We start from the raw sequence: 26,559 nt of genomic DNA, 5'->3' as shown, positions 1-26,559 counted from the left end.
AATAGTTTGCCGTCATTCTGCTATTGTTGATATTTTTGCGAGGGCATAAAAATGGATATTAAAAGTTCAGACCCTTATGCGGGGGAAAGTGTCCGGGGTGCCCCTGTCGTTAAAACGGTCGGAGATAGGGAGGCAGGAGTAGAATCTGTGAAAGGCGAAAGTCAAACTGTGACTCGCAACGAAATTGCCTTAAAACCAATGAATTCATCGCCATTACAGAAAAAGGAAGTCGAGCAAGCGGTATCCGACGTGAATCAATTTTTTCAAACCGAGCGGCGCAGCTTGGCTTTTTCGGTCAACGAAACGACCCAGGATGTCGTGATTGAAGTGAAGGATGCTGAAACCGACCAAATAATCAGACAAATTCCGCCGGAGTTTGTCATTAAATTGGCCGAACAATTGCATGAATTGTCCAATGAGACAAATAGGTTTGACGGTTTGTTGTTGAAAGATAAGGCGTAATTAAGACAAGGGGGAGTAATGGCAGGGGTATCGTCTTTAGGCTTAGGTTCTGGCATCGATATTCGCAGTATCGTCGATGGTCTAGTGGCTGCCGAACGGCAGCCACAGGAATTTCTTTTGACCAAGCAAGAATCGGATATCCAGGCCAAGTTGTCTTCATACGGCGTCTTCAAAAGTAGCTTGTCTTCTTTTAGAGCGTCGTTGGCGGGATTGCGAGACGCCGGAAAATTCGACGCCTTGCAGGCAAAGTCCAGTGACAGCGATGTCGTTAGTGCCTCGGTCAGCAGCAATGCCGATATCGGGCGCTTCAATCTTGAATCGAAACAATTGGCGCAGGCGCAAAGCCTGGTTTCGGCCGGATTTGCCGATGCCCAGGCGACGGTTGGGACGGGAACGCTAACGATCAAATTCGGCACCACCGATTATGACTCTGTATCCGATACATATAACGGCTTCAGTCAAAACGCCGAGCAGGGAACTTTGACGCTGAGTCTCGACGCAACCAACAATACTTTAACCGGTATGCGTGATGCCATTAACGAGGCGAAAGCGGGTGTAAACGCCAGCATCATCTATGATGGCAGCGCCTATCGTTTGGTGCTCGCTTCCGAGCAAACCGGTGCAGCGAACAGCATGCAAATTTCAGTTGACGACCCCAGTCTAGCCCAGTTTGAATTTAACGCCACGGCGACAAATATGGAGCAGACCCAGGTTGCTCAGGATGCTATCTTGAGTGTCAACGGGTTAGATGTTACCAACGAGACCAATACCTTTAACGATACTCTCAAAGGAGTGACGCTGGACCTGGCCCAGGCTAAGCCTGGACAGGCGATCAATCTCGATATCACCCGGTCGACGGGGGGCGTTGTCGAGGCATTGCAAGGTTTTGTTGAAAGTTACAATGAGTTGGTGGCATCGGTCAATGATTTAAGCGCTTATGATCCTGCTAGCCAGTCGGGTAGTGCATTGTTGGGGGATGCGACACTCAGAGGAGGGATGAGTCAAATTCGTTCTGTGATGGGCAGTTTGGTTAGCGGATTGGAAGGAACCTCAATCAGGACATTGGTTGATCTGGGGGTGACAACGCAGGCCGATGGCTCCTTGAAGCTTGATAGCGGCAAATTAACCGACGCATTGGCGTCCGATCCGGACGGCGTTGCTGCGGTGTTTACGCAGATTGGCAGGCCTAGCAATGACAGTGTTTCCTTTTTTTCCAACTCCGATGACACGCCCACCGGAAAGTACTCGGTCAATGTGACGCAAGCGGCGACGCAAGCGTTATTGTCCGGCGTTAATAATAGTGTGAGTTCATTAATCGTCAATGCGGGCGTCAATGATACCTTCAAGATTAAGGTCGATGGCGTTTTATCGAGCGACATTACCCTAACCGCTGGATCCTATGCCAGTGGAGATGAACTAGCCAAGGAGATTCAAGCCCAAATCAATGGCAATGAGAATATAAGAAGTAAGGATGCTAAGGTCTCGGTGAGTTATGACAGCGCCAATAATCGGATGTTAATTGCCTCCCAATCTTTCGGTTCTAAATCCACGGTTGAGATTACCCAGTCGAATGCAAGTGATCTGGGGTTAGCGGCTGCGGTCGGCACTACCGGTAGTGATGTGGCGGGCACTATCGGTGGCATTGATGCCGATGGGGAGGGGCAGTATTTGACCGCTACCAATGGATTGAAATTGTTCGTCGAGGGGGGTGTCAGTGGGAATCTGGGGGCAGTTGATTTCTCCCGAGGCTTGATGGAGAAACTGGATGCGGTATTGGGCGGCCTGCTCGATAGTGACGGAGCCTTAACCGCTAAAACCAAAGGCTTGCAAAAAAGTTTGGAATCAATTGATGATGAGAGGCTGAAATTGGAAGATAAAATTGCTCAGTATGAGGAAAGGCTGTTGAGTCGTTTCAATGCCATGGATGCGTTACTGGGGCAGATACAAAGTACCGGGTCTTTTTTAAGTCAGCAATTGGCTACACTGCCATATAATAATTTAGCTAAGAATAAATAAAAGGGGAAAATGATGAATGCATTGTCCAATAGAGCGATGAGCCAATATAAGCAGGTCGGCACTCATGTCGGTGCCGATTCGGCTGATCCTCATCAACTAATCGTGATGCTGTTTGACGGCGCATTGGAGCGAATTGCCATCGCCAAGGGGGCGATAGAGCGTAATGACATTGAGGAAAAAGGGCAGAAAATCGGGCGGGTTATCGCCATTGTCGATGGTTTGCGTGCTTCACTCGATAAGGAACAGGGAGGTGAAATAGCAGAAAACCTGGACAATCTTTATGACTATATGCAGAGACGTTTATTTGAAGCAAATTTGAACAACGATTTGGCGATATTATCTGAAGTGGCTGATTTAATTAAGGAAGTCAGGTCTGCTTGGGTGGCTATTCCTGTGGATGTTCGGCAGGCGGCCAATGGCTGAGGTTGAGCTGCTTGCTCGGAAGCAACTCGCTTTAGGGCGTATGCTTGAGTTGACCGATTTGATGCTGGGAGGAGCCAAGGAACAGCGCTGGGAATCGATTTCAGAGCTACAAAATCTTAGGGATCGGTTGATTCATGATTTTTTTGCCGAAGAAACAGTGGTAGATGAGGTGCGCATCGCGGAATCGATCGAATACATCATCGAAAGTGACAAGCAGCTGGCGACGCTTGTTCGGGAGGAGCGCAACCTATTGCAGCAACAAATTCAGAAAATGAACAAAGGCAAAAGTGCAGTAAAAGCGTACGCAACCGAATGAATTAAGTTTTCTCTAAGATCAACTCCAACACCAACTTGCTGCCAAAATAACCCAGCAGCAGCAAAACAAAGCCAATCAAAGTCCATTGAATGGCTGTTTTCCCTCTCCATCCATAGCGGATGCGACCGAACAATAACGCCGAAAAAATCACCCAGGCCAGTATCGATAGGATTGTTTTGTGCGCCAGATGCTGGGCGAACAGGTCGTCGATGAAGATAAAGCCGCTAATTAGTGAAACAGTCAAAAATATGACGCCAGTGGTGATCATTTGAAATAACAACGATTCCATGGTTTGCAGCGGCGGCAGCGTTAAGATGATTTTTCGGGGCGGATGTTTTCTCAGTTGTTGTTCCTGTATGGCCAGGAAGATGGCCTGCAGAGCGGCGATGTTCAACAAGCTGAAGGCGATGATCGAGCTGAAGATATGGGTGTTCATCTGCCAGCTATAATGCAACTGATTATTATCTTGGCCGGGAAGCAGCATGGTCAGCGCCAACGTCAAGGACGCAAGTGGAAAAATCGCCACCCCCAGTTTTTCGATCGGTTTGTTCAGGCTGGCCAGTAGTAATAATAGGGCGATGATGGATGCAATCGTCGAGCCGATGCTGAAAAAGCTGAAATCAAGGCTGTTTTGCTGTAACGAAATGATAGCGGTATAGACAAAGTGCAGCAGTACGGCTAGCCAGCCGGGGTAAATGGAGCGCGGCTGCGATTTTTCTTCGATGATGTCTTTTGACAATAGCAAAGTACTGACCGAATAACAGCAAATAGACAGGATACCGATGATTGCAGGATTCATATTGTGGCCTGGGGAGTTCTGTGCGCAGAAATAATAATCAAAAGAACTAGATATGGTAATATAACCAACTGAATAGTCATAGGGCAAAAGCTCTGTCTTGATTAAATTGAAAATAAAGATAGCGATATGTTTGATAATTTAACCGACCGCTTAAGCGGTACTCTTAAGAAGTTAAAGGGTCAGGGCCGCCTGACAGAGAGCAATATCAAGGAAGCCCTGCGTGAGGTGCGGATGGCGCTGTTGGAGGCCGATGTTGCTTTACCGGTGGTGACCGATTTTATTGAACGAGTCAAGGAGGGCGCATTAGGACAAGAGGTGCAAAACAGCTTGTCTCCGGGGCAAGCGCTGATCAAGGTGGTTCAGGCCGAGCTGGTCAAGGTGATGGGGGAAGCCAATGAAGAGCTGAACCTGAAGACCAACCCGCCCGCAGTCGTGCTGATGGCCGGCTTGCAGGGGGCCGGTAAAACGACAACCGTCGCTAAGCTGGGCCGCTATCTGAAGCACCAGAAAAAGAAAAAAGTCGGCGTGGTCAGCGCCGATATTTATCGTCCCGCGGCGATCAAGCAATTGCAGACCCTGGCGGACGACCTGGAATTGGTGTTTTTTGACAGCGATGCGTCGGAAAAGCCGGTCGATATCGCCAACCGAGCCATCGATGGGGCCAGACGTCAGTTTTTGGATGTATTGATTGTCGATACCGCCGGTCGTCTGCATATCGATGACGAAATGATGGGCGAGATCAAGGAGTTGCATGGCGCGATTAATCCGATCGAGACGCTGTTCGTCGTCGACAGCATGACCGGCCAGGATGCCGCCAATACGGCAAAGGCTTTCCATGACGCCTTGCCGTTGACCGGTGTGATTTTGACCAAGGCGGACGGTGATGCGCGTGGTGGTGCGGCATTATCGATTCGTCACATTACCGGTAAACCGATCAAGTTTATCGGTATGGGGGAGAAAACCGATGCCTTAGAGCCTTTCTATCCCGATCGAATCGCCTCCCGGATACTCGGCATGGGCGATATGCTGTCGCTGATCGAGGAAATCGAGCAGAAGGCGGATAAGAAAAAAGCCGACAAGCTGGCGAAAAAAATCAAAAAGGGCAAGAGCTTCGATCTGGATGACTTAAAGGATCAGTTGTTGCAGATGCAGAATATGGGCGGCGTCGGCGCGATGATGGATAAGCTGCCGGGCATGAATGAGGTGCCCAAGGACATGAAGGACAAAGTCGACGATAAGGCGTTGGCGCGGCAGATCGCGGTGATCAATTCGATGACTAAGCAAGAACGACGGTTTCCGGATTTGATTAAAGGTAATCGTAAGAAAAGAATCGCGGCCGGCTGCGGACAGGAATTGCAGGATGTCAATCGTATTCTCAAGCAACACAAGATGATGCAGAAGATGATGAAGCGCTTCACTAAAGGCAATATGGCGAATATGATGCGCGGCATGAAAAGCAATATGCGGGGAATGCGCATGTAACTTGCGCTAGCTATTTTTTTTCAGCAATTCCCAGGTTGAGCGTTTTAGCGGTGTTTAGGGGGTGGGGACTGTCGAGGAGCGCCGTTCGTTCACCCAGCACCTAAATTATCCTGGTATAGTCCAGTAACCATGGATTTAGGCAGCAATTCCCAGTTTGAGCATTTTTGCTGTGTTTAGGGCATGCGGTGTGTCTGTCGAGGAGCGCCGTTCACCCAGCACCTAAATTATCCAGGAATGTAAATTATAGTCCATTAGCCATGGAATTTAGGTGCTGGGTAAACCTGCCTTGGGGACTTCAACGGTATCCTTGCCCCGCCAGACGCGACCCAAGCGCTTTTAGGTGTCCAAATGGGGAATTGTTGCTATTTTTTAAATTATTCTTCACATATTAGAAAAATCGCGTAAAATAGGCGGATTAAATTTCTGATTCAATATTTTTTAAGGTGTTTGTTAAATGGTAACCATTCGTTTATCCAGAGGTGGCGCAAAAAACCGTCCTTTTTATCATGTTGTTGTGACTGACAGCAGAAACAGCCGTGATGGTCGTTATATCGAGCGTTTAGGTTTCTTCAATCCTTTGGCTCGCGGCAACGAAGAGAAATTGCGTTTGGACAACGAACGTATTGCGTACTGGAGATCTCATGGCGCTCAACCTTCAGAGCGTGTTGCCAAGTTGATTAAAAACGCTGCCAAGGCTGCTGAATAAGTATCATTGTTGGACGACGACTTAATCAACGTTGGAGAGATATCCGGCGTTTTCGGAGTAAAGGGTTGGGTCAAGGTTTTTTCCTATACTCAGCCTAGAGAAAATATCCTTAATTATTCGCCTTGGTATTTGCAAAAGGGGCGCGAGATCAAGGAAATAAAGCTGGTCGGTGGACAGCGTCAGGGCAAATTAGTGGTTGCCGCACTAGAAGGAATAACCGATCGAGACATGGCGGCTCCTCTTTCTGGCAGCAAGATCCTGATTGATAAAAAGCAATTGCCCGCTGCGCAAGAAGGTGAATACTATTGGGCCGATTTGGTGGGTTTGCGGGTTGAAACCGATCAGGGTGTCGCGTTAGGGACGGTCGATCATCTGCTGGAAACCGGCGCCAATGATGTGTTAGTCGTTAAGGGCGATGGAAAAGAGCGGTTGATTCCTTTTCTGCAGCAACAGACGGTATTATCGATCGATCTTGAGCAAGGCGTGATGGTCGTGGACTGGGATCCCGATTTTTAGTGGCGGCAATGCGTTTTGATGTCGTGACCCTGTTTCCACAGATGGTGGAAGATGCCGCTAGAAATGGTGTCACGGGTAAGGCCATAGAGCGGGATATCGTTCGGTTGACGACCTGGAATCCCAGGGACTATACCCATGACAATCATAAGACCGTCGATGATCGCCCTTATGGCGGTGGACCCGGCATGGTGATGAAATATCAGCCGCTGCTGGATGCGGTCAATGACGCCAAAAAACAAGGCCTCTCAGGCGACTCGAAGGTGGTTTATTTGAGTCCGCAAGGTAAACCGATCACTCAGGCACTGATCGGCGAAACTACCGATGTTTCGCAGTTGATTTTGGTGGCGGGACGTTATGAGGGCGTCGATGAACGTTTTATCGCTAACGTCTGTGACGACGAATGGTCGTTAGGCGATTACGTGATCAGCGGCGGCGAGTTGGCGGCGCTGATTGTGATAGATGCGGCCACTCGCATGATTCCGGGGGTGCTCGGAGATGAAAATTCGGCGCAGCAGGACTCACATATGCATGGCTTGCTGGATTGTCCGCATTATACCCGGCCGGAGAGGGGAGAATTGGGCGATGTTCCGGAGGTGTTGTTGAGCGGTAATCATGCCGCCATTGAACGCTGGCGAATGAAACAGGCGCTGGGGCGAACCTGGTTGAGACGGCCGGATTTGCTAAAAAATATAGAATTAACGGCAGAGCAGACTGTTTTGCTGGAAGAATTTAAAACTGAAGTTGATGTTAATTAGGGTGTGGTAATGAGTAATATTATTAAAGAATTGGAAGCAGAACAGCTGAAAAAAGACGTACCGGAATTTGCTCCAGGTGACACAGTTGTTGTTCAGGTTAGAGTAAAAGAGGGTACTCGCGAGAGGTTGCAGGCTTTTGAAGGCGTCGTTATCGCCAAACGTAACCGCGGCTTGAATTCGGCCTTTACCGTCAGAAAAATTTCTCATGGCGTTGGCGTTGAGCGTGTTTTCCAGACACACAGTCCTTTAGTGGGCAGTATCGAAGTCAAGCGTCGTGGTGATGTACGTCGCGCGAAACTTTACTACTTGCGTGAACTGACTGGTAAAGCGGCTCGTATCAAAGAAAAACTTTCTTGATAACAGAGCATGGCGGAATCCGCTTCTAAAAAAAGGCAGCTTAGACGGCTGCCTTTTTTTTGCTTGCCGGAAAGTGATAAATGACGTTAACGATACAATGGCAATCGAGCATAGTCGACGAATTGACTGTTTTAGACGTCGCGACTGAATTTGCGACTCTGCGCTTGCATTTGTCCGGAGATGTCATCCAAAAAAGCGCATGGCTGCTTACGCCAGGAGACTCACTGAACCAGCCTTTGGCGCAATCGATTAAACGCTACCTGGAAAACCCGGATGATCTTCGGCTGACCGTCAATTTGCAAAAACAGGGAACCTCGTTCAGCAATCGAGTCTGGCTTGAGCTCGTCAAGATTCCATTTGCGGAAACGTTAACCTATACGCAATTGGCTAAGCGCTTAGGCTCGGGCGCCCGCGCGGTCGCCAATGCTTGCAAAAACAATCCCTTTCCCGGCATTATTCCTTGTCACCGCGTGGTTTCCGCTAACGGCATCGGCGGCTTCATGGGGCAGCGTCAAGGTGAGTTTGTCGAATTGAAACGCCGGATACTGTGTTACGAGTCATCGATGAGGGAGCGCCATGCAAGCCAATAAGGCCGATTTGATCGATTTGTTTTTGGATGCTCTATGGGTGGAATGCGGTCTCAGCAACAACACTCTAGCGGCCTATGGCAGCGATTTGAAACAGTTCGCCAAATGGCTGAAGGACAAGATGCTGGAAGAAGTTGATGAGTCCGATGTGTCCGAGTTTCTAGCCGACCGCTATGACCAAGGGATAGGCGCTCGCTCTTCGGCCAGAATCTTGTCCAGTTTAAGGCGTTTCTACGCATATTTACTGAGAGAAGGCAGGGTGAGTGTGGACCCGACCGCCCTGATCGAAGCGCCGTATGTCGGCAGAATTCTGCCGGTTACCTTGTCCGAAGCCGACGTCGAGTTATTGTTGGCGGCGCCGGAAATTACTGCGCCGTTAGGCTTCAGAGACAGGACCATGTTGGAAATGCTCTATGCGACAGGCTTGCGAGTCTCGGAGTTGGTCGGTTTGAAGTTTACTCAGCTCAATATGCAGCGCGGCTGCATACGCATCACCGGCAAAGGCAACAAGGAGCGCCTGGTGCCGATAGGCGAAGAAGCGATAGATTGGCTCGAGCGATATCTGTCAGATAGCCGGCAAACCTTGTTGTCGGGCAGGCAATGTGATCATTTGTTTGTGACAAAACGGGCGAACGGCATGACACGGCAGGCGTTCTGGCATATCATCAAGCGCTACGCCAAAAAAGCCGGCATCGACAAGGAAATGTCGCCGCATACCCTGCGCCACGCCTTCGCCACCCATCTGCTCAATCATGGCGCCGATTTGCGCGTGGTGCAATTGTTGTTGGGCCATTCAGATTTGTCGACCACGCAGATATATACTCATATCGCCCAGGAAAGGTTAAAAGATTTGCATGCAAAATTTCACCCGAGAGGATAAAACATGACTCGAAACATTCATCCGACTGCTTACATCGCCGACGGTGCGATATTGGGGGAGCATGTCAAAGTCGGTCCGTTTGCCGTGATTGAAGATGATGTGACGATCGGTGACCACTGTCAGATCGGCGCTCATGCCGTGGTGCAGCGTTATGTCAAGATGGGGGAGGGCAACATCCTGCATCCTCACGCGGTCCTCGGCGGCTTGCCGCAAGATGTCGGTTTCGACCCGGAGTCGGTGTCCTGGCTGGAGGTTGGAGATGGGAATGCCTTCCGCGAAGGCTTCACCGCGCACCGGGCGACACAAATTGGCGGCGCCACTCGGATCGGCTCCGGCTGTTTTTTCATGAACAACAGCCATGTCGCCCATGATTGTGTGATCGGCGATAAAACCATTTTCGCCAATAATGTCGCAATCGGCGGTTTTGTCGAAGTCGGCAGCAATGTGTTCATGGGCGGTGGCGTCGTCGTGCACCAATTTTGCCGCGTCGGTTCCTATGCCATCGTTCAGGGAACGACCGGTTTAAATAAGGATGTCATACCATTCATGTTGATCGGCGGTAGGCCCGCCAAGCATTATCGCTTGAATACGGTCGGTTTGAAACGCGCCGGGATTAACGGAGCGCGTTACAAAGTCTTATCTTCCGCCTTTCGTCTGCTGAAAAAGAAAGCCAGCCTCGATGAGCTGGAGCAGACCGAAGAGTTGGAATTGCTGAAACAATGGCTGGCGGTAGACAGCAAACGCGGTTTGCATGGTTTCATCGATGTGAAGCGAATCGAAGACTGATCGTGTAATAGTGGTGCTGGTTTCTGCCTGGAGATAAAAATGGATAACGACACGTTAATCAATCAGGCCCGACGTCTTTATACGGCATTGTCCGTCGAACAGTATCTACGGTCCTTGGAAAATAAAGATAAGTTTAATCGTCTGGACCGGCTGGTGATCTGGGCTTATTGTCGTTACCAGCGCCGCCTTAACCGTTGCGTTTTATGCTATCAACACCGGAAAGAGGACTGTTCCCGGGAGCCTGAACAAAACAAACGGCGTTTATGTCCGGCCCTCAATAACAATCGCTCATCGCGATAGCCTGGTAAATGCAGTTAATCATCTCAGGTTTGGACTCAACTGCATATCCATTTTTCCCTTCATTGAATTATTCGTCGTGAGGTTCCGATTAGGAATCAGAAGTCTCAGGTTTTATGCTATTCGTCATGTATGCCTGTCGGCTATCCGTGGGACTCTGTGGGAATGCTAATGTTAATTTCTGTTCATCAACGAGTTCTGTCAAATACTGCTGTCTAAGTCAGTACGGGTCCCGCTTAACAAGTTGTGCAAGACATTGGCGAGTGATGAACTGATCTTTACATAGATCTATCAATACCTGCCGCATTACCTCTTTGGGCAAGCGTTTTTTTGTTCAGGGTTCCCTTGCTCTAGCTTCAAGTCGATCCCGAAACTCCGGCGTCAACTTGGCCAGGTCATGCACGACTGGTGCAGAAAGCAAGTGGCTCAGCAAGCGGCCAAATTCATCCATATCTTCGGAGCTCAAAGACAAATCTTCGGAGCTTGGTGGCAAATCTTCGGAGCACGAAGTTAAATATTCGGAGCTAGGGCGCAAATCTTCGGAGCCACTTTTCCCCAATAAATCAAATAGCACAGATTCTCCAAAAACCTGTTCTGGGGAAATGGGTGTGGGGAAATGGGGACAGATTTATTTATCGGCCCTCCAGAAAATAAATCTGTCCCCTTTTCTGAATCTGTCCCCTTTTCTGCATACTTTGGGATTAAATCCAGCCCTCATCGACCCTTTTTGTCGATGCAAACATCCAGTCGTCTTTATCAATGTCTCCGCTGCCATGCGCCAGTAGCGTAGCCCGTATGTAGTGTAGCGAAATACGGGGATAGGCAAACCACGCCATCCCGGATTCCGCAAGCTTCATCCGGGCTACTTCGTTGCGGGAATAAAGTGGTAGAAGTGGTCATGCCGTCATTTTCCTCTCACGGGGTTTCTTTTTTGGCCGTATGGTTTCTCGCTCGGCTTTGATTTTTGCCAATAAGGATTCAGCGCTGTTGTCGCCGCTGATCAGGTCGGGGTTGTCTTTGCGCCATTGCTCGGTGAGTTCGCCCCGGAAGGCTTTGGCGAGGATAGCTTGGCTTAGGTTATTGACCCGCGCCAGGGCGTTTTGTACTGGGAAATGGGGACAGATTTATTTATCGGCCCTCCAGAAAATAAATCTGTCCCCTTTTCTGAATAAAATTCGATTTGCCAGCGCCGTTGGCTCCGATCAACACATTGAGGCAACCCATTTTTAGTTCGCACTTTGAGATAGATTTATATCCTTCAATGACTATCCAGCTTAATTGATCACTACTATTTACTGGTTTCATGCCGTTACCTTTTGTATTTTTGGTGTTGCAGCCGGATTCCTGCATTGTCGTAATGAAATGCTAAAAAGCCTCATGCCGTCACCTTCCTCGCACGGGTTTTCTTTTTCGTCGGTTGCATGGCTTCGCGTTCGGCTTTGATTTTTGCTAATAGGGCTTCGGCGCTGTTATCGCCGCTGATCAGGTCGGGATTTTCTTGGCGCCATTGTTCGGTGAGTTCGCCACGGAAGGCTTTGGCGAGGATGGATTGGCTTAGCTTGTTGACCCGCATTAAGGCGTTTTGCACTTGTTGTTCTATGGTGTCGGCGTAGGCGAATAATTGTTCGACACGGTTGACGATTTCGGTTTGTTCTTCGGTTGATGGTAATGGCAATACAAATGCACCAAGTTTTTGAGCATTGATATTTGATTGGCTAACCCCATCAGATTTAACTTGTCGACAATAGTCTTTACCATAAAAACTATTCAGAGCATAGTTTAGATAATCAGGTAAAAGTAGCTCTAAGCAACGAGCCTTTATCAAGTAACCTGCATAAATAGCTTTTCTTTCACCTTTATATATTGCTGTTTTACCAACTAGCTCCGGGCTATTTGTACGATTGAAAAGCACATCACCACTGGACAGCTTATATTTTTCAATTTCTTGCTTATCAGACGTATAAACAAGATTACTCCAATCAAGCTGCCCATTTTGCAAATTACCCATTCTCAGAACAGGAATTTCACCATCCGATTTTGACTTAGCAGAAGTACCATAGCTAAAAGGTTCGCAAAGTTTTGCTAGATTACAAATTATCCAGTTCTTAGGTACATTAACAGTAAGTAAAATTGGTTTCTCTATTTCAGAGTAAACTTTCGACAGTTTTATTTTCTGTGCATTTGTTGGGGCATTTGCAACGACACTGTCTGCTACTCGGTGTAATTCGTCAACGAGATTGGGGTAGTGATTTTGCGCCTCTCTCCACTCCTCCGTCAACTTTCCGCTCACCGCATCAGCGAGGACGGATTGACGGAAGCGTTTGAGGATTTTAGGGATGCGTTCGAGGCGGGCTTTGCTGCTTTCCACCTGCGCCAGCAGGATGTCGAGTTTGTCGGCGATGACTTTTTGTTCGGCGAGAGGAGCTACCGGAAATTCCAATGCCTTAATATTCTCAAGCCTGATGCCTTTAACAGTCGTACCTGTACCTAATTGTTCGATTTGCCTAGTAATTGAACGATACCAATAAACCAAGTAATCACTAGATGTACTCGCTGAAGGAAATAATGCCTTTAGATCTTGGTTAATAGCCGAATCAAACTTAGCCATAACAATTTTCCCAAGGCTCATACGCGTTGCAATTATTGGCGTACCTGCTGGAATTACATTCGTGCTACTGTTATCAACGGCTTCTTGACTGATATGATCAATTGTATCCACAAGGATATTTTTATTCATATCCTTAACACTCATCCAAGGAATATTTCCCTGATAGTAACTTAGGTTTGATTTGCTTGGTGTACCGCCACCAACGATGCACAGCAAAATACTGTTCAAATCAGAAACTATCCAACTTTTCGGCAATTTCACCTCCGCCATTATCTATTCCCATCCAGTGTATTTATCAATCGAATCTTCATTTTTAGGCTGGTCGTTGGTCGGGCTATGGTTTTGTTTAATCCCCCCTAACCCCCCTTTTTCAAAGGGGGGGACTGGGTTTTGGGTTTCTTCGGTTGGGAGAGGCGAGGCTTGGTTTGTTGCCAAAGGATAAGCATGGTTATCGACAGATGATGGTATCGATGATAAATCAGTGGCGTTATCTCCCCCCTTTGAAAAAGGGGGGCTGGGGGGGATTCGTCTAATAACTTCCAATACAGCCTCAGTTTCCGCTAACACTTGCCGATTATCAAACCGTAAAACCGTTAGACCCAAGCTGCGCAAATATTCATCCCGATTCTGGTCAGCTTCCCGGTGTTGAGCTTCAAAATGCTGGCTACCGTCGAGCTCCACAACCAATCGAGCGGCTGCACAATAAAAATCGACGATATAAGGTCCTATGGGTTTTTGCCGGTAAAACTGCCAGCCGTTGATTTGTTTACGGCGTAGGCCTTGCCAGAGTTTTTGCTCGGCGTCGGTCAGGTTGCTGCGCAACGCACGACTATTGGCTTTAAGTGCTTTGTCGTAAGGAAGAATCATATCTCGTTACCAGTGTCCAGAATTTCGGCCAACGGGTTTTTTTGTACTTGTGCTTGACCGCCAGCCCCTAACGCCAACATCAACCCATCCAATTCCCGTAAAGCTTCGGTCAGTTCGCTCATCGCTTCACCAGCCAACACGGCAGGTTCAGGCAAATTGGCGGCATCGACACTGTCGGCATCTTTCAGCCAACTGATATCCAGCGAATCGCCTTTGTGTTCGGCTATCCATTGGCGGCTAAAGCAGCGCCAGCGGCTGTGGGCTAGGCGGTCGTCGACGTTTTGGTTTTCGTCGGTTTTTGGCGTTTCAATTTTTTGCGCGTCGAATGACCATTCGCCTTCTTTTCTTTGTTTAAGAAAGTCCGTGGCGTATTCACCCTCTCCCCCGGCCCCTATCCCTTCTAGGGAGAGGGGAGTGTAGGCTTTTTCAAACGGTTTTAAATGCTGTTCGCCGAAGGGGTTTCGTTTGCCGAAGCTGGGCATATTGGTGCGCAGGTCGTAGACCCAGACCTTCTCGGTGCAGTTTTCTTCCTGGTGCTTGTCGCCGGCCGAACCTTTGCTGAAAAACAGCACATTGGTTTTGACGCCCTGGGCGTAGAAGATGCCGGTCGGCAGGCGCAATATGGTGTGCAGGTTGCACTTGTTCATTAAATCACGGCGAATCTGTGTGCCTTGTCCGGCCTCGAACAAGACGTTGTCCGGCAACACCACCGCGGCGCGTCCGCCGGGTTTCAGGTTGCGGTAGATGTGCTGCAAAAAGGCCAGCTGTTTGTTACTGGTTTTATAGGTCAGGTCATCGCGGGTGATGCTGGCTTCGCCACCCTTGGCGGTGCCGAACGGCGGATTGGCCAGAATCACGTCGGCCTTGGCCAATCCTGCACCGGCTAGGCCCAAGGCATTGCCCAAATGCACGACGCCTTCGTCGTCGCCTTCCATGCCGTGCAGCAAACAGTTCATCAACGCCAGACGCCGGGTGGAGGGCACCAGTTCGACGCCGATGAAGGCCTTGTTTTTTTGGAACTGTTGCTGTTGGGCATTCAGATCGAACAAGTCGTCGGTTTGCTGTTTGATGTATTGGTCGGCGGCGATTAAAAAGCCGGCGGTGCCGGCGGCCGGGTCCTGTATCAGTTCGCCGGCCTGCGGCTTGATGCAGCGCACCATGCTGTTGATCAGGGCGCGCGGGGTGAAGTATTGGCCCGCGCCGGATTTGGTCTCGGAGGCGTTTTTTTCCAGCAAGCCTTCATACAAATCGCCCAGGCCGTCTTTTTGTGCACTGAACCAGTCGATCTGGTCCAGGGTTTTGATCATTTGTTCCAAGTGGCGCGGTTCGCGCAGGCGGGTTTGCGCATCGGTGTAGATGGCGCTGATCAGCGGGTCGTCATGCACTTGCACCTCTACAGTTTTGCCTTGTTCGTCCGGGTCGGCTTCGGTGCGCTTGCCGGTTGAAAGAGCCAGTAATATTGCTTTGTAATCATTAAGCAAGTTGATGCCGGATTTAGAGTTCAAATCGGTCCAGCGACAGCCTTGGGGCAACGGGTGTTTTTTCAGCGTACCGGCTTCGGTGTTTTCATGCACCATCTTGATAAACAAGAGCAGCACCAGCTCGGTGACGTAATCGCTGTAGTTAATACCGTCGTCGCGCAGTACGTCGCACAGGTTCCAGAGTTTTTGGACAATATCGTTGTTAGTCATTGTTGTTCTCGTTATGTATAGAAAATCCCGTTTTCTATATGTGTTGCATCTGTCATGTATAAATTATGCTGTTTTCTGCTTATTTGAGGGCGGCAATTTGTTCCCAGCGGTCAAAAAACAGTTCGCTTCGGCCGGCGTCCTGCAGGTTTCCCAGAACAGCATATTCAAAGTCGGGGTGTTGTAGCAGTCCGGCAAACTGTTTTGCAATATAATGCCGCACGTTTTCTTCTGCCTGCTGAAGTTCATTCAATAGTTCGATGCGGCCATCCACAAGATTGATGATGTCTTCCAAATCGTGGCTGCCCATCGGGTCGTTATTGCCCCGACCATGGTAGGCTTCCAACTTAGTAGCAATGAAATATTCCGGAGCCAGCAGATTTATGGTGATCTGATCCGTTAGTGGATAGGGACGCGCATTGGTCAATGCGGCATGATACCAACAATTAGTAAAGCCAAGGATAGAGGCGTCAGCAGGCATGAAGTCGACCTTTAGCGCTCCCAGCATCATGCGGCAGGTGAGGTTTTCCTCCATGCTTTCTTTAAAGCCACGTTCACGCAGTTGCTGCTGAAAGCGATGCCATTGGGCGCGGCCATCGATGTCGAGTATCAGATCCACGTCTTCGGTAAACCGTACCGCATGACGGGTTATGGGATCACTAATTAAAAGCGCCGTGGTACTGCCACCGACAAAGGCAACATAAGGTAATAGTTCATCCCCCAACGCTTCGGCAACAGGGACCAGCATTTGCAGCATCTTTTGTGGAATATCCGCAGTCATGCTTTTAGTCTCTTTTCTAATAAATGCCGGGCCAACCCGGCTTCACGGGGATTGCCAAGGCGGATGGCGTCAATCAATGCCAAGCTGGCATAGAGTTCGGGGTCGCGCCTGACGGCATGTGGAACACTTTTATAAAGGGGCAAAAGCGACTGGCCCATCTCTTTGCCTATCGGATCCGGCCAAACGTAGATATATTCGCTGGCGCTAATAAGTTCTCCCTGTAAAACGGGGGCGGCGGCGGCCGTCGGAATACCACGCATCATGGCGCCTGGTTCCGCAGCAAAGACATATTTCAGGCCGTGACAAATAAATTCGATTAGACAAGGGATATTCGCCTTTGGGTATCCGGTTTTACGATCCTTGAGTATCAACCCGGTACGTTGGCTGCGTTTGATGGAGGCGTTCACCTCGCTCTTGCTGATGCCTAGGGAAGCCTCCAAGCCTCGTACAGTGAATTCTTCCGCCAGCAGGCGAACAATAGGTTGTTCGTCTATCTGTTCTTCAATTTCATCATTCCAGCCTTGCCAATCAAAGGGCTCCGGCGAGTTTTGGTGAAAGCGTTCTACACCCCGTAATTGTTGATGTAGTGAAACCAATTTCAATAGAACTACAATATCTTGACTTTTCATTTTATTACGAAACCTACTGTCCTTTGTTTGAGGACAGAGGACATTGTAGGTCCCCTAGCTACAAAAAGGCAAGATGAATATATAAAAATCGACTGCCGTTCAATGTGGTTACTAGGCGATGAGGTAAGGGCTTGTATCATTGATGTCGATGCTATCGACATGACAAGTTGCTTTTTACTGAATCCTTAGAGACTCTGAGCAAACCAAATACCTTCGCTCAACTCATCCAACACCGTATCCAACTGATTGCTCAACACTCTATCCAACTGTTTAGCGCCGCCATGATCGGCGAAACGGTTGTTGACGAACTCGCGGTCGATGATGACTTCGTGTACCAATTGTTTGGCCAGGCGTTCCAGCCACTTGCGCTGCGCCGGTAGCCAGTTGTGTTGGGTGTAAATACTGTCCATTGCTTTCGCCACCCGCTGTTCGAACGGAATCAAGGCTTCGCCTAGGGCCGCGCGGCGTATATGGCCCACGATGCTGGCGGCAATATCCTGGTTGGTTTGGTTGCGTACGGCGGTTTGCAGTTTGGCCTCGCTGAAGCCTGCGCCATCGAGCAGCAGTTTGATTTCCTTGAGTTGTTCGCGGGTCAGATCTCTGGGTTTGTTGACCACGACGGCCAAAGCCGTGGATAGGTTGAGCTGTTCTTTAATGAATTGATTGAAGCTGTCGAGATAGTCTTCCGGTCGGTTATCGGGGCCGTAACTCTGGTTGCGATCGCGGATTTCATCATGATGCTCCGAGATAATCGGCTGACGTTCGCTGCCGAGCAGGGCATTGACTTCCGCCAACTGATTCATTAAGCCGGTATGTTGCTGAATGAAGTGTGCGGCTTGTTTAGGACCGAGTTCATGCAAGTGTTTGTGCAGCGACTTGGGCTCGACGCCCCAGAGTTGTTGCAGTTCCGAAAGCTTTTGTTTCAGGGCTGGTTTGCTTTCCGATTTCTTTTCCGCCTTGCGCAGTATCCGCATCAGCTTCTGGCTGAGCTGGCTGAGCACGACATCGGCATGGGTTTCTCCCGTCTGCTCGCCCGGGCTATTAAGCGCTTGTTCCAGTCGATCGGAGTTGGTCAGTTCGTCCATCAGCTGGTCTATCGTGATATTGGGATCTTTGACCAGCGGTTTCATCGTATTGACGTCTTGCAGGGCGGCATAAATATCCACCGGATCGTAAATCCGGAATACCGTTTTGCCGATTTCATCGCAACGGCGGGTGGCGCGGCCGATCATTTGTTCATACAGGATGCGCGATTTGACCCGGCGCATGAACACCAGATGGCAGATTTTGGGCACGTCGATACCGGTGGTCAGCAAATCGACGGTAATAGCAATATTGGGGTAACGCTCATTTTTATACTGACGTATCAATTGCTCCACCTTGTCGCTTTGGCCGGTGATTTTGGCGACGGCGGCCTGATTGTATTCGCCGTTGTAGAGGTCTTTGAAAGCATCATCCAGCAGCCGTTTAACCATGTCCGCATGCAGGTCGGTGGCGCAGAAGATCATGGTTTTTTCGTCGCCGAACGGGTCCAGCTCCTGCACCAGCTGTTCACAGATGACCCGGTTAAAGTTTTCGTTGATGACACGGCGGTTGAAAGTATCTACCTCGAAATTCAGCTCGTCTTCCAGTTCGGCCGTTTCGACTTCACCGGTTTGAATGTTGATGGCGCTGACCTTGGCGCCTTTCTCGAACTGGATGCCGTTTTGCGTCAGCAAGGTTTCGTAGCGGATCGGCGGCTCGTGGTCGATCAGCCAGTCGTCGGCGACGGCTTCGCGATAGGAATAGGTGTAAACCGGTTTGCCGAAGATTTCACTGGTATGTTTTGCCGGTGTCGCAGTTAAGCCGACTTTGACCGCATCGAAGTATTCCAGCACCCGTCGATAGGTCGACAGGTATTGACCGGCATCCCGCGTAGCCAGTTCGCCTTCTGTCATTTCCTGATCGAGCGTATAACCTCTGTGGGCCTCGTCGATGATGATGCAGTCGAACTGATCGATAGGAGGTGGGTTATCCGATACGAAAATGCGTTTGACCATGGCTTGCACGGTCGCGACTTGCACACGGGTTTCCGCTTCGGCAGCCATGTCGCCGAGCTCAGCCACATTGTAGATTTTGGATAGGGTCTGGCTTTGCTCCAGCGGGGCTTCGTTAAACACATCGATGGCCTGCTGACCGAGAGATGTCCTGTCCACTAAAAACAGAATGCGATTGAAGCGTTCCGATTTTAGAAAACGGTACATCAGACCGATGACGGTGCGGGTTTTTCCGGTGCCGGTGGCCATCGCCAGCAAAGCCGTGTGGGCGTTTTGAGCCAGGACATTTTCAACCGCCGTAATGGCGTTTAGCTGGTAGTCGCGCAGTTTTAGATAGCCAAAACCTTCTTGCTTGAGCGCCTGTTCTGCTTGTTCTTTACTGCGTTTGAGCTGGTCCAGCAAGCCTTGTGGGGTGTGGAATTGTAAGAGCGCCCGCTTAGTGTTGCTGGGTTCTCTGACATCGCGAAACCAAGTGCCGGATTTCTCGGCCGACTGCTGAATGTAAGGGCGACCATTGCAGGAATAGACGAATGGCGCCTTGTAGTGGCTGTCTTCATCATCCGCCCAGGCTATGGTTCGGCCAGCCAGATCCCAAGCACCTATCATCGGCGGCGTAACTTGAAATCCTTTGCTGTAACGTTCCGCTTGCGGAATTTTACCGGCCACATTAGTGTTTTCTCTTTTCGCCTCGACTACGGCCATCGGCGTTAAACCGCAAAACAGCACATAATCCGCCCGTCCTCTCTCGTCCTTGTATTTCGTCGGCCATTCGGCGATGGCCTTGTTGGTCCCTTTTTCCGGACGGGCGCCGCTTTTGTAGGTCAGTTCCTGACTGTCCGCTTCCCAGCCTGCTTCGGTCAGTTGCTGGTCGATCAGCAGGCGGGTGAGCTCTTCGTTTAAAACGATAGACTTGCTGGCGGAACGGGTTTTGTTGGCGACTTGTTGCCGTTGCTCGCTAACAGCCTTGTCATCTTGTTGGGTAAGTTGGCTTTGCAGGGCTTTAAGCTTTTGTTCGTATTCCTGTTGTTGCGCTTTGAGATCTTCTTCATGCGCTTTAGCCTGCTCTGCCAGTTGGCGAGACTCTTCATCCATCGCCAGCGCTAGGGCTTCGAACTCTTCTTTTTCTTTAGCGATCAGATCGTTAAGTTGTTGACTGGAGTCCAATTGGATATTGGTTTCAGTCAGATCATGTTTCAGTCTTTCGATCTCGTTTTGTAATTGCCTGAGTTGCCGGCTTGGGTCGGGTGGTGGAATGAATGAGCCCGCTTTAAATGCCGTGCCTGATTTGCCGAATGATTGGTGAAACCAAATAGACAGCGTTCTGGCAACTTTTAAACAAGCCAATGCTTCTTTATGCTGGGTTTTGAATTGGTGGGTGGCTTTGTTGCCTTCAACGCGGAGGGTATGGAATAACTCGCGAACGACCGGTTCGAACTTTAATTCTCGATTGAGGCGGTATAGAAGGTCGTTTTGTGAAGTTTGTTCATTAAACTCGATACCGGCCAGCGCGGCGATATGCTGGGCCAATGCCTCACCAAGCTGCCGAAGTTTAATCAGGGTGGTATTCGGATCACTAGAAAATGCTTTTTCGGCGGAAGAAGCGATTTGCACGAACAGCGGATCATGTTCCGCCAGAAAACCAAAATTGGCTGATTCAAGGTTATCTGATGGCTTCAATGTACAACCTCCATTTGCTTCTAACGGTATACCGATTAGCTATTAAGTCTTTTTAAAAAATCCTCTGTGAGGGATTTCTGTTAAAGGTAAGCATGTAACCCAAAATTATCGTTAGCAAAGACAAGATAGAAGGGCTCTTTTTGTTGTGACGGTTTGTTGACGATGGAGGTTATTTTTTATAAAAGTGCCCCACCAGTATCCTAGGAATAGAAATATGAAATTCTATTGGATTATAAATTATCCTGCTTACTTATAACTTTCAGCTACTTGGCGAGTGTTCGGTGGCTTGATCTGCAAGTGTGTGAGGCATGGATGCCGAACCCAAGCTTATAGGGATATATTCACAGCGTCTTGCAGAGCGAGTTACCGAATGCTCGTTTTTCACCTATCTTAGCAAGTACGCTTAATGCAGTTAATAATTATTCTTTAAAGTTGGCGGAAACTTATGGGTAATCAGGTAAATTATTGATTTAAATGGCGTCCCGAGGAGGATTCGAACCCCCGGCCTGCCCCTTAGGAGGGGGCCGCTCTATCCTACTGAGCTATCGGGACAAAGATCGCTATTTTAACATAACCAGCGTCTCAGTTAGCAAGCTTGCGAGAATACAGCAATTCCCAGTTTGAACATTTTTGCTGTGTTTAGGGCATGGGGTGTGTCTATCGAGGAGCGCCGTTCACCCAGCACCTAAATTATCCTGGAATGTAAAATATACTCCAGTAGCCATGGAATTTAGGTGCTGGGTAAACCCATCCCTGGGGGCTTGACGGCAGCATCCTTGCTGCCGACATCCTCGTCAAACACACCCCATGCCCTTTTTGAACGCCAAAGTGATGCTGGCGAGAATATGTCGTTGGCGATTGCTGCGAAGCTTGATGTTGAGATTGCTTTGAATATCAACGGGCTTGTTGTCTCGGCGCTAGGCTTTTTGTTTTCTGATTTCTTCTCGTTCCAAGGCGGTGATGAAATACGACAGCTTGTTTTGGCTTTTAGTGGAAAGATTTTCAAAATAGCCGCCAAAGGTGGTTTGTGTTCGGCTGCTACCGCCTTTCTTTACAAATCTCACCGTTAAATCAAAATCCACGCGATAGCCCTCGACGACAATGCTACATTTTTTGATGCGATCGCCGCGTTGTATGCGCGATCGGTTGTCCGGCAGATTTATGCCAATCCCGGTGCGGGACAGATCGAAGACATGACCGCCTAGCGAAGTATTGTTTTTGCTGGCGATGCCGGTGAATGGAATTTTGATTGTGATTATTTCCAGTCGCGGGGCTTTTCTACGTTGAGGGTAATAAATACGCTCCGGAAAGCGGGCTTTATAGTAGGTGAGGCCGTTTGAGGAGCCGAACTGGATTTTTTCGAGTTTAAACGCCAAGTGTATGCCGTTGCAATAAGTCGATAATTTCAGTGATCTTTTATGATGCAGCAGGTTGTTGCCATATTCCGGTAACAACTCGTCGAGGATGATTTTATTTTCGCCGGTTTTGATATCCAAAATCGATGAGCTGAATTCTTCGCTGGAGCCGTCAAGAGTGATGGTGCAAAGCGGCGCTGTGCTTTCAATATCCTTTAACAAGCGGGTTATTTTGCACGGCTCGGTTAAAAAATTCGGATTAGAGGACGATTTGGGTTGGTATTGTTCTTCCGAGCTGAAGCGATTTGCGTTTTGCTTCTTTCTGAATAGGCTTTTTAATGTCCTTAACATTGGATGAAATCGCGACCATCGTGGGCTTACAGTCTACACTGAAACCAAGGATTGAGAAAAGCGTTCGGTGCGAGTCGAGCCGTCAGGGCCGTAGGTGGCTGGAAGTTGCGATTTTCCAGTGAGGATTTGCAGTGAGCGATGATTGTGGCGCATCAGTAAATCGATGCTGGCGCCGTTTTGTTCATTCAGCCGCTGGCATTTCTTGCCCATTTCGGTGATTTGCCGCCAATGCTTTACGCCGTCGGCCACAGGCAATCCGGCGGAATGAGCTATTTGAAAATATTTTTGGATGTCGGCCGGGCTCAATGTCAGCTGTTCAGTAGCCATGACCTGCGATAACTGATTGGAGAATTGCTCCAGTTGGGCGACGGTTTCTTTTTTGCTGTTGGCGAGAATGGGCAGGGATTGGAGCGCGGAGCGGCTTTGTAAATTTTGACTTTCCTGCGAGAGCAGCTCAAATAATTTATGGCTGAGCGTCAATCCTTTATCCAATAGTTTTTCGGTAATGGGATAAGTTTTTTCGATCATAGTTAGTTATTGTCAAAGTGGCGATCGAGTTGCAGCATTTTTTCGGCGATGCTGTCGGCGTTAATCTGATAATTGCCGTTTTGCAACGCCGCTTTGACGGCGGCAACTTTGTCATGATCGATCGCCGGGGTTGATGAGGCGGTCTCAAACGCTTTTTTTATCTCTTGGGTCAGCGAAGTAATATCGATTTTGTCTGTTTTTGTGCTGTCCGCGCCAATTTTAGATTCGTTTTCTGGCTTTTCTTTTTTGTTTTCGGTCGCCGTTAACGCGACATTGTTGGTCTTACCGGTTATTGAATTGATGGCCATGTCAAAATTCCTGTCTATATTTATCTGATACTGTTAGCGGCATTTTAATCAATAACTTTAGTTGAACCGAAATTCTTTTAATAGACCGACACTAAACCAGGTTCTACCACGGTCGCCTGAACGATGCGTTTGGAATTAATGTTTTTCACTCGGATATTTTGACCCTTATGGCCATCCATTAATGCGATTCCCGCCATGCTGATGGTGAAGTACGGCGAGGAAGCTTGTATGTTGACTCTTTCTCCTCTGTTAATCAGTGTGGGTTTGCTGAAGTGACTGCGGTTGATGACTGTGCCGGCTGCGAGGTTTCTTGTTGCTTGTTGATTGATGACTCGTTTAGGGTTGAGCAGATAGCCGCGGCGCAGGTCGCTTAAGTCCTCGGTTTTGTAACTGAGATGGCGTTCACTGATAATGTCGCCACGCCGCAATGGTTGGGATAAGACCAAAACTTTGCGAAAGGCCTTGATTTGCGCCACCGTGTAAATAGTCCATTTTTGCCCGGTGGGGCAATGGATGCCGATGGTGTTCCGTCCGGCTTCGAGCGCGCCGCTTTGACTGAATACCTGCAAGGGCTCGTCGCATAACGATAATCTCAAACGGGGATCAAGTTGCATCAAGCTGTATTCAAAATTCTCAACCGCTTCGAAATTATTATTAACGAAGTTGGCGATGGCTGTCTTTATTGAAGAAATGGGTTGTAAGGCTCTAGTTGCGGCAACAGCACTCTGCGTATAAGCGAACAGTAAAATAGCCAGGATGTGATAACGAAAAGCATTCATAATATCGGCGTCAAAAATAAGTCTTGTAAGATTTTATGCAGGAAATAGGCCAACTAAAATTCTAAAGTAAAATGCTGGAAAGTCGTTATAATTGAAAAAAATGTGACTATTTGGCGTAAATTTTTGGACAATAGGCGGGCGATATATCGAGCCGTCTGTCAGAAGAATTGCATAGCAAGCCGACATCATCAATAACAAGAGCGCTAGGCGATGGTGTGGGTAGCTAAAAGCGTTGTCGACTAAATCGTTTAAGGCGATAGGTAAAATAGTGTTGAACAAATTGAGATGAAGGAGGGGCTATGGCTGGGGTTTTGGATGGCGTCGATCAACGTACTAAGTTAGCCGGACATAATAGATTTGAATTGTTGTTATTTAAGTTAGCTGGCCGTCAACGTTTTGGCATCAATGTCTTTAAAGTTCAGGAAGTGATTCAGTGTCCCTCTTTGACCCGGATTCCTAAATCCAATTCAGTCATTTGCGGCGTCGCTCACTTGCGCGGAAAAACGATACCGGTATTGGATCTTTCTTTGGCGATAGGTCTGCCTCCGATAAAAAGAGGGACGGGAGCTTATGTGATCGTGACTGAATATAATCGCGCTATTCAGGGTTTTTTGGTTAATTCGGTCGATAGAATCATCAATATCGGCTGGGATGCCGTCAAGGCCCCGCCTAAGGGCGTCGGCAAGGAAGGTTATTTAACGGCCGTAACCAAAATTGAAAACGACTTGATAGAAGTCATCGATGTGGAAAAAGTCATGAAGGAGGTGATGGGCGCCCGGGAAGAGGCGGCGGATGAGCTGATTGATGCCGAAGTCAGAGGAGGTAATGATCATATCATGATCGTCGACGATTCATTGGTGGCCAGAAACCAAGTCAAAAAAGTCTGCGATCAGGTTGGCGTGACCTGTTCAATGTTTAAAGATGGCCTGCAAGCCTGGGAACATTTAGCCGAGTTGGTTCGCGACGGCAATGACATATCGAATTACTACAGCATGATTATTTCCGACGTCGAAATGCCGCGTATGGATGGGTATACGCTGGCGACTAAAATCAAGAACGATCCTCAAATGAAAGACGTGTATCTCGTCTTGCATACTTCCTTAAGCGGCGTATTCAATACGGCGATGGTGGAAAAAGTCGGGGCCAATGAATTTTTGGCGAAATTCGAACCAGATGAGTTGATTGTAACGGTGCAGCGGCAGTTGAAGAGACATCAACAACAATATGCACAATGAGCAATGACTGTTTAGCAGTGATTTATCAGCAATTCCCGCTTTGGCGTTCAAAAAGGGCATGGGGTATGTCTGTCGAGGAGCGCCGTAAACCCATCCCTGGGGGCTTGACGGCCGCATCCTTGCTGCCGACATCCTCGCCAAACACACCCCATGCCCTAAACACAGCAAAAATGCTCAAACTGGGAATTGCTGGTGATTTATAGTTCTTGTTGACTGGATGACATTAAGGATGTTGATCAATAATAATGATAACCTTCATAAAAGAATGGAAATTTCCGCGGCCGAATACAAAGCGATACGCGATTTTTTAAGCGATTCTTCCGGCATCGTGCTGGGTGATAGCAAGCAGTATCTAGTGCAGAACAGGCTTTCTTCGTTATTGAAAAAATTTGACTTGGTCTCTTTTGCTGATTTGGTTGCCGCCCTGCAATCGAGGTTGCCGTCGGCGCAACGAGTAAAAGTCGCCGTGGTGGACGCGATGACGACGAATGAAACTTTCTGGTTTCGCGATGTCATGCAGTTTAACGCGTTGTCGCAAGCGGTCTTGCCCGAGTTGTTAACAAAAAAAGCCGGAACGATCCGGATTTGGTCGGCGGCTTGTTCTTCAGGTCAGGAGCCTTATTCGATCAGTATATGCGCCGAAGAGGCGATACGCAGTTTTGGTCGGGGTAGAAATATTCAGATTATCGGCACGGATATTTCCGAAACGATTTTGGCCGATGCCAAGAATGCCGTTTACTCCGATCTCGCTTTATCGCGGGGTATCGACGCAGCGGCTAAAGAGCGATTTTTTTTGAAAACGCATGACGGATACCGGTTAAAAACGGAAATTAGCCAAAAAGTGCGTTTTCAGCAGTTCAACCTCTTGAAACCGTTTTCGGTGTTGGGCAGCTTTGATGTGATTTTTTGTCGTAATGTGCTGATTTACTTTTCCGATGAGGTCAAAAGGGACATTTTGCGCCGCATGGCTGGCTCGCTAGAACCGGGTGGCTATCTTTTTCTCAGCACAACCGAATCGATGCCGTCAGGACTCAAGGAATTTGAGCCGGTGAAAGGCGTGACGCGCTATTTTAAAAAAATCGCGTAAGCAAATGACGGGTTTTTGACGTTGTTTCCGGTGATCGCCGCACGGACTTTTCGTGTAAAGCGGCTAGAATTTGCCGGTTCTGACGACATGGCGGCAATCCTCTTCTCCATTCATTCCCCTATCGATCCTCTCCAGTGTTGTTGCACTTCTATCAAGGCGCCGTAGCGACCGCTATCACGCTGTTTCAAGCGCACTAATTCAAACTTGTCCTCAATCGCCGACCCTACCCCAGGAAATATCCCGACGAC

The 26,559-nt window shown here is 48.8% G+C and carries 28 protein-coding genes and 1 tRNA gene; 15 read left to right on the top strand and 14 right to left on the bottom strand.

Annotated features, from left to right (window positions below):
• The first annotated feature begins 51 nt into the window (after positions 1–51).
• From Q9L42_RS00695 to Q9L42_RS00680, 4 genes are read left to right on the top strand one after another with little or no spacing between them, the layout of a single operon-like run.
• Entirely contained in the window at positions 52–462 is a 411-nt protein-coding gene (locus tag Q9L42_RS00695; protein WP_349431727.1) for a flagellar protein FlaG, read from the top strand.
• A gap of 18 nt (positions 463–480) precedes the next feature.
• A complete protein-coding gene (gene fliD / locus Q9L42_RS00690) occupies positions 481–2,478 on the top strand; it encodes a flagellar filament capping protein FliD (RefSeq protein ID WP_349431726.1) in 1,998 nt (665 codons plus the stop codon).
• 12 nt (positions 2,479–2,490) lie between these two features.
• Entirely contained in the window at positions 2,491–2,901 is a 411-nt protein-coding gene (fliS, locus tag Q9L42_RS00685; protein ID WP_349431725.1) for a flagellar export chaperone FliS, read from the top strand.
• The gene (locus Q9L42_RS00680) at positions 2,894–3,217 is read left to right on the top strand and encodes a flagellar protein FliT (RefSeq protein WP_305906557.1); all 324 of its coding nucleotides are present in this window, start codon (positions 2,894–2,896) and stop codon (positions 3,215–3,217) included. The genes fliS and Q9L42_RS00680 overlap by 8 nt, the downstream gene beginning before the upstream one ends.
• A gap of 1 nt (position 3,218) precedes the next feature.
• On the opposite strand, the gene Q9L42_RS00675 is transcribed toward Q9L42_RS00680, so the two are convergent.
• A complete protein-coding gene (locus Q9L42_RS00675; RefSeq protein WP_305906558.1) occupies positions 3,219–4,016 on the bottom strand; it encodes a cytochrome C assembly family protein in 798 nt (265 codons plus the stop codon).
• 126 nt (positions 4,017–4,142) lie between these two features.
• On the opposite strand from Q9L42_RS00675, the gene ffh reads away from it, so the two are divergent.
• From ffh to Q9L42_RS00630, 9 genes are all read left to right on the top strand, one after another.
• Positions 4,143–5,498: a signal recognition particle protein gene (gene ffh, locus Q9L42_RS00670; protein ID WP_349431724.1), complete on the top strand. Its 1,356-nt coding sequence runs from the start codon at positions 4,143–4,145 to the stop codon at positions 5,496–5,498.
• A 454-nt stretch (positions 5,499–5,952) separates the two neighbouring features.
• Complete coding sequence (gene rpsP, locus Q9L42_RS00665; protein ID WP_305906559.1) at positions 5,953–6,204, top strand: 30S ribosomal protein S16; 252 nt, start codon at positions 5,953–5,955, stop codon at positions 6,202–6,204.
• A gap of 9 nt (positions 6,205–6,213) precedes the next feature.
• Positions 6,214–6,720 (top strand): ribosome maturation factor RimM, encoded by a 507-nt coding sequence (gene rimM, locus Q9L42_RS00660; protein WP_349431723.1) that lies wholly within the window; start codon positions 6,214–6,216, stop codon positions 6,718–6,720.
• Between the two features lie 8 nt (positions 6,721–6,728).
• Positions 6,729–7,475 carry a tRNA (guanosine(37)-N1)-methyltransferase TrmD gene (gene trmD, locus Q9L42_RS00655; RefSeq protein WP_305906561.1) on the top strand — a complete coding sequence of 249 codons (747 nt, stop codon included), beginning with the start codon at positions 6,729–6,731 and terminating at the stop codon, positions 7,473–7,475.
• Positions 7,476–7,484: 9 nt separating this feature from the next.
• A complete protein-coding gene (gene rplS / locus Q9L42_RS00650; RefSeq protein ID WP_305906562.1) occupies positions 7,485–7,832 on the top strand; it encodes a 50S ribosomal protein L19 in 348 nt (115 codons plus the stop codon).
• Between the two features lie 80 nt (positions 7,833–7,912).
• Positions 7,913–8,422 (top strand): methylated-DNA--[protein]-cysteine S-methyltransferase, encoded by a 510-nt coding sequence (locus Q9L42_RS00645; RefSeq protein WP_305906563.1) that lies wholly within the window; start codon positions 7,913–7,915, stop codon positions 8,420–8,422.
• Positions 8,409–9,299: a site-specific tyrosine recombinase XerD gene (gene xerD, locus Q9L42_RS00640; RefSeq protein ID WP_305906564.1), complete on the top strand. Its 891-nt coding sequence runs from the start codon at positions 8,409–8,411 to the stop codon at positions 9,297–9,299. The genes Q9L42_RS00645 and xerD overlap by 14 nt, the downstream gene beginning before the upstream one ends.
• 3 nt (positions 9,300–9,302) lie before the next feature.
• Positions 9,303–10,085, top strand: a complete 783-nt coding sequence (lpxA, locus tag Q9L42_RS00635; RefSeq protein ID WP_305906565.1) for an acyl-ACP--UDP-N-acetylglucosamine O-acyltransferase — start codon at positions 9,303–9,305, stop codon at positions 10,083–10,085.
• Positions 10,086–10,124: 39 nt separating this feature from the next.
• Positions 10,125–10,385: a hypothetical protein gene (locus tag Q9L42_RS00630; RefSeq protein WP_305906566.1), complete on the top strand. Its 261-nt coding sequence runs from the start codon at positions 10,125–10,127 to the stop codon at positions 10,383–10,385.
• A gap of 698 nt (positions 10,386–11,083) precedes the next feature.
• Here the strand turns inward: Q9L42_RS00630 and Q9L42_RS00625 are convergent.
• The 13 genes from Q9L42_RS00625 to flgA all read right to left on the bottom strand — a co-directional run bounded on the left by Q9L42_RS00625 (position 11,084) and on the right by flgA (position 23,989).
• Complete coding sequence (locus Q9L42_RS00625) at positions 11,084–11,239, bottom strand: hypothetical protein (RefSeq protein ID WP_305906567.1); 156 nt, start codon at positions 11,237–11,239, stop codon at positions 11,084–11,086.
• A 271-nt stretch (positions 11,240–11,510) separates the two neighbouring features.
• Positions 11,511–11,732: a hypothetical protein gene (locus tag Q9L42_RS00620; RefSeq protein WP_349431722.1), complete on the bottom strand. Its 222-nt coding sequence runs from the start codon at positions 11,730–11,732 to the stop codon at positions 11,511–11,513.
• Between the two features lie 25 nt (positions 11,733–11,757).
• On the bottom strand, positions 11,758–13,260 hold the full coding sequence (locus Q9L42_RS00615) for a restriction endonuclease subunit S (protein WP_305906568.1): 1,503 nt from the start codon (positions 13,258–13,260) through the stop codon (positions 11,758–11,760).
• 3 nt (positions 13,261–13,263) lie between these two features.
• A complete protein-coding gene (locus Q9L42_RS00610) occupies positions 13,264–13,857 on the bottom strand; it encodes an endonuclease domain-containing protein (protein ID WP_349431721.1) in 594 nt (197 codons plus the stop codon).
• Positions 13,854–15,548 (bottom strand): N-6 DNA methylase, encoded by a 1,695-nt coding sequence (locus Q9L42_RS00605; protein WP_349431720.1) that lies wholly within the window; start codon positions 15,546–15,548, stop codon positions 13,854–13,856. The genes Q9L42_RS00610 and Q9L42_RS00605 overlap by 4 nt, the downstream gene beginning before the upstream one ends.
• Before the next feature lie 79 nt (positions 15,549–15,627).
• A complete protein-coding gene (locus Q9L42_RS00600; RefSeq protein WP_305906573.1) occupies positions 15,628–16,326 on the bottom strand; it encodes a nucleotidyl transferase AbiEii/AbiGii toxin family protein in 699 nt (232 codons plus the stop codon).
• Positions 16,323–16,955 carry a hypothetical protein gene (locus tag Q9L42_RS00595; RefSeq protein WP_305906574.1) on the bottom strand — a complete coding sequence of 211 codons (633 nt, stop codon included), beginning with the start codon at positions 16,953–16,955 and terminating at the stop codon, positions 16,323–16,325. Before Q9L42_RS00595 ends, Q9L42_RS00600 begins: the two co-directional genes overlap by 4 nt.
• A 185-nt stretch (positions 16,956–17,140) precedes the next feature.
• Positions 17,141–20,668, bottom strand: a complete 3,528-nt coding sequence (gene hsdR / locus Q9L42_RS00590) for a type I restriction-modification system endonuclease (protein ID WP_305906575.1) — start codon at positions 20,666–20,668, stop codon at positions 17,141–17,143.
• Between the two features lie 475 nt (positions 20,669–21,143).
• Positions 21,144–21,220, bottom strand: a tRNA-Arg gene (locus Q9L42_RS00585).
• Between the two features lie 365 nt (positions 21,221–21,585).
• The gene (locus Q9L42_RS00580) at positions 21,586–22,374 is read right to left on the bottom strand and encodes a flagellar brake protein (protein WP_305906576.1); all 789 of its coding nucleotides are present in this window, start codon (positions 22,372–22,374) and stop codon (positions 21,586–21,588) included.
• Between the two features lie 33 nt (positions 22,375–22,407).
• The gene (locus tag Q9L42_RS00575) at positions 22,408–22,902 is read right to left on the bottom strand and encodes a flagella synthesis protein FlgN (protein WP_305906577.1); all 495 of its coding nucleotides are present in this window, start codon (positions 22,900–22,902) and stop codon (positions 22,408–22,410) included.
• Between the two features lie 2 nt (positions 22,903–22,904).
• Positions 22,905–23,210, bottom strand: a complete 306-nt coding sequence (gene flgM, locus Q9L42_RS00570) for a flagellar biosynthesis anti-sigma factor FlgM (protein ID WP_305906578.1) — start codon at positions 23,208–23,210, stop codon at positions 22,905–22,907.
• A 77-nt stretch (positions 23,211–23,287) separates the two neighbouring features.
• Positions 23,288–23,989: a flagellar basal body P-ring formation chaperone FlgA gene (gene flgA, locus Q9L42_RS00565; RefSeq protein ID WP_305906579.1), complete on the bottom strand. Its 702-nt coding sequence runs from the start codon at positions 23,987–23,989 to the stop codon at positions 23,288–23,290.
• Positions 23,990–24,288: 299 nt separating this feature from the next.
• Between flgA and Q9L42_RS00560 the strand changes: the two genes are divergently transcribed.
• Together Q9L42_RS00560 and Q9L42_RS00555 are read left to right on the top strand one after the other, a co-directional pair.
• Complete coding sequence (locus Q9L42_RS00560; RefSeq protein ID WP_305906580.1) at positions 24,289–25,224, top strand: chemotaxis protein CheV; 936 nt, start codon at positions 24,289–24,291, stop codon at positions 25,222–25,224.
• A 265-nt stretch (positions 25,225–25,489) separates the two neighbouring features.
• Positions 25,490–26,311 (top strand): CheR family methyltransferase, encoded by an 822-nt coding sequence (locus Q9L42_RS00555; protein WP_349431719.1) that lies wholly within the window; start codon positions 25,490–25,492, stop codon positions 26,309–26,311.
• Positions 26,312–26,559 lie beyond the last annotated feature (248 nt).

Origin of the sequence: Methylomarinum sp. Ch1-1 (assembly GCF_030717995.2) — a bacterium.
Lineage (GTDB): Bacteria > Pseudomonadota > Gammaproteobacteria > Methylococcales > Methylomonadaceae > Methylomarinum > Methylomarinum roseum.
The sequence above is the reverse complement of the archived record's forward strand: the minus strand, read 5'-3'. Positions and strand labels throughout refer to the sequence as shown.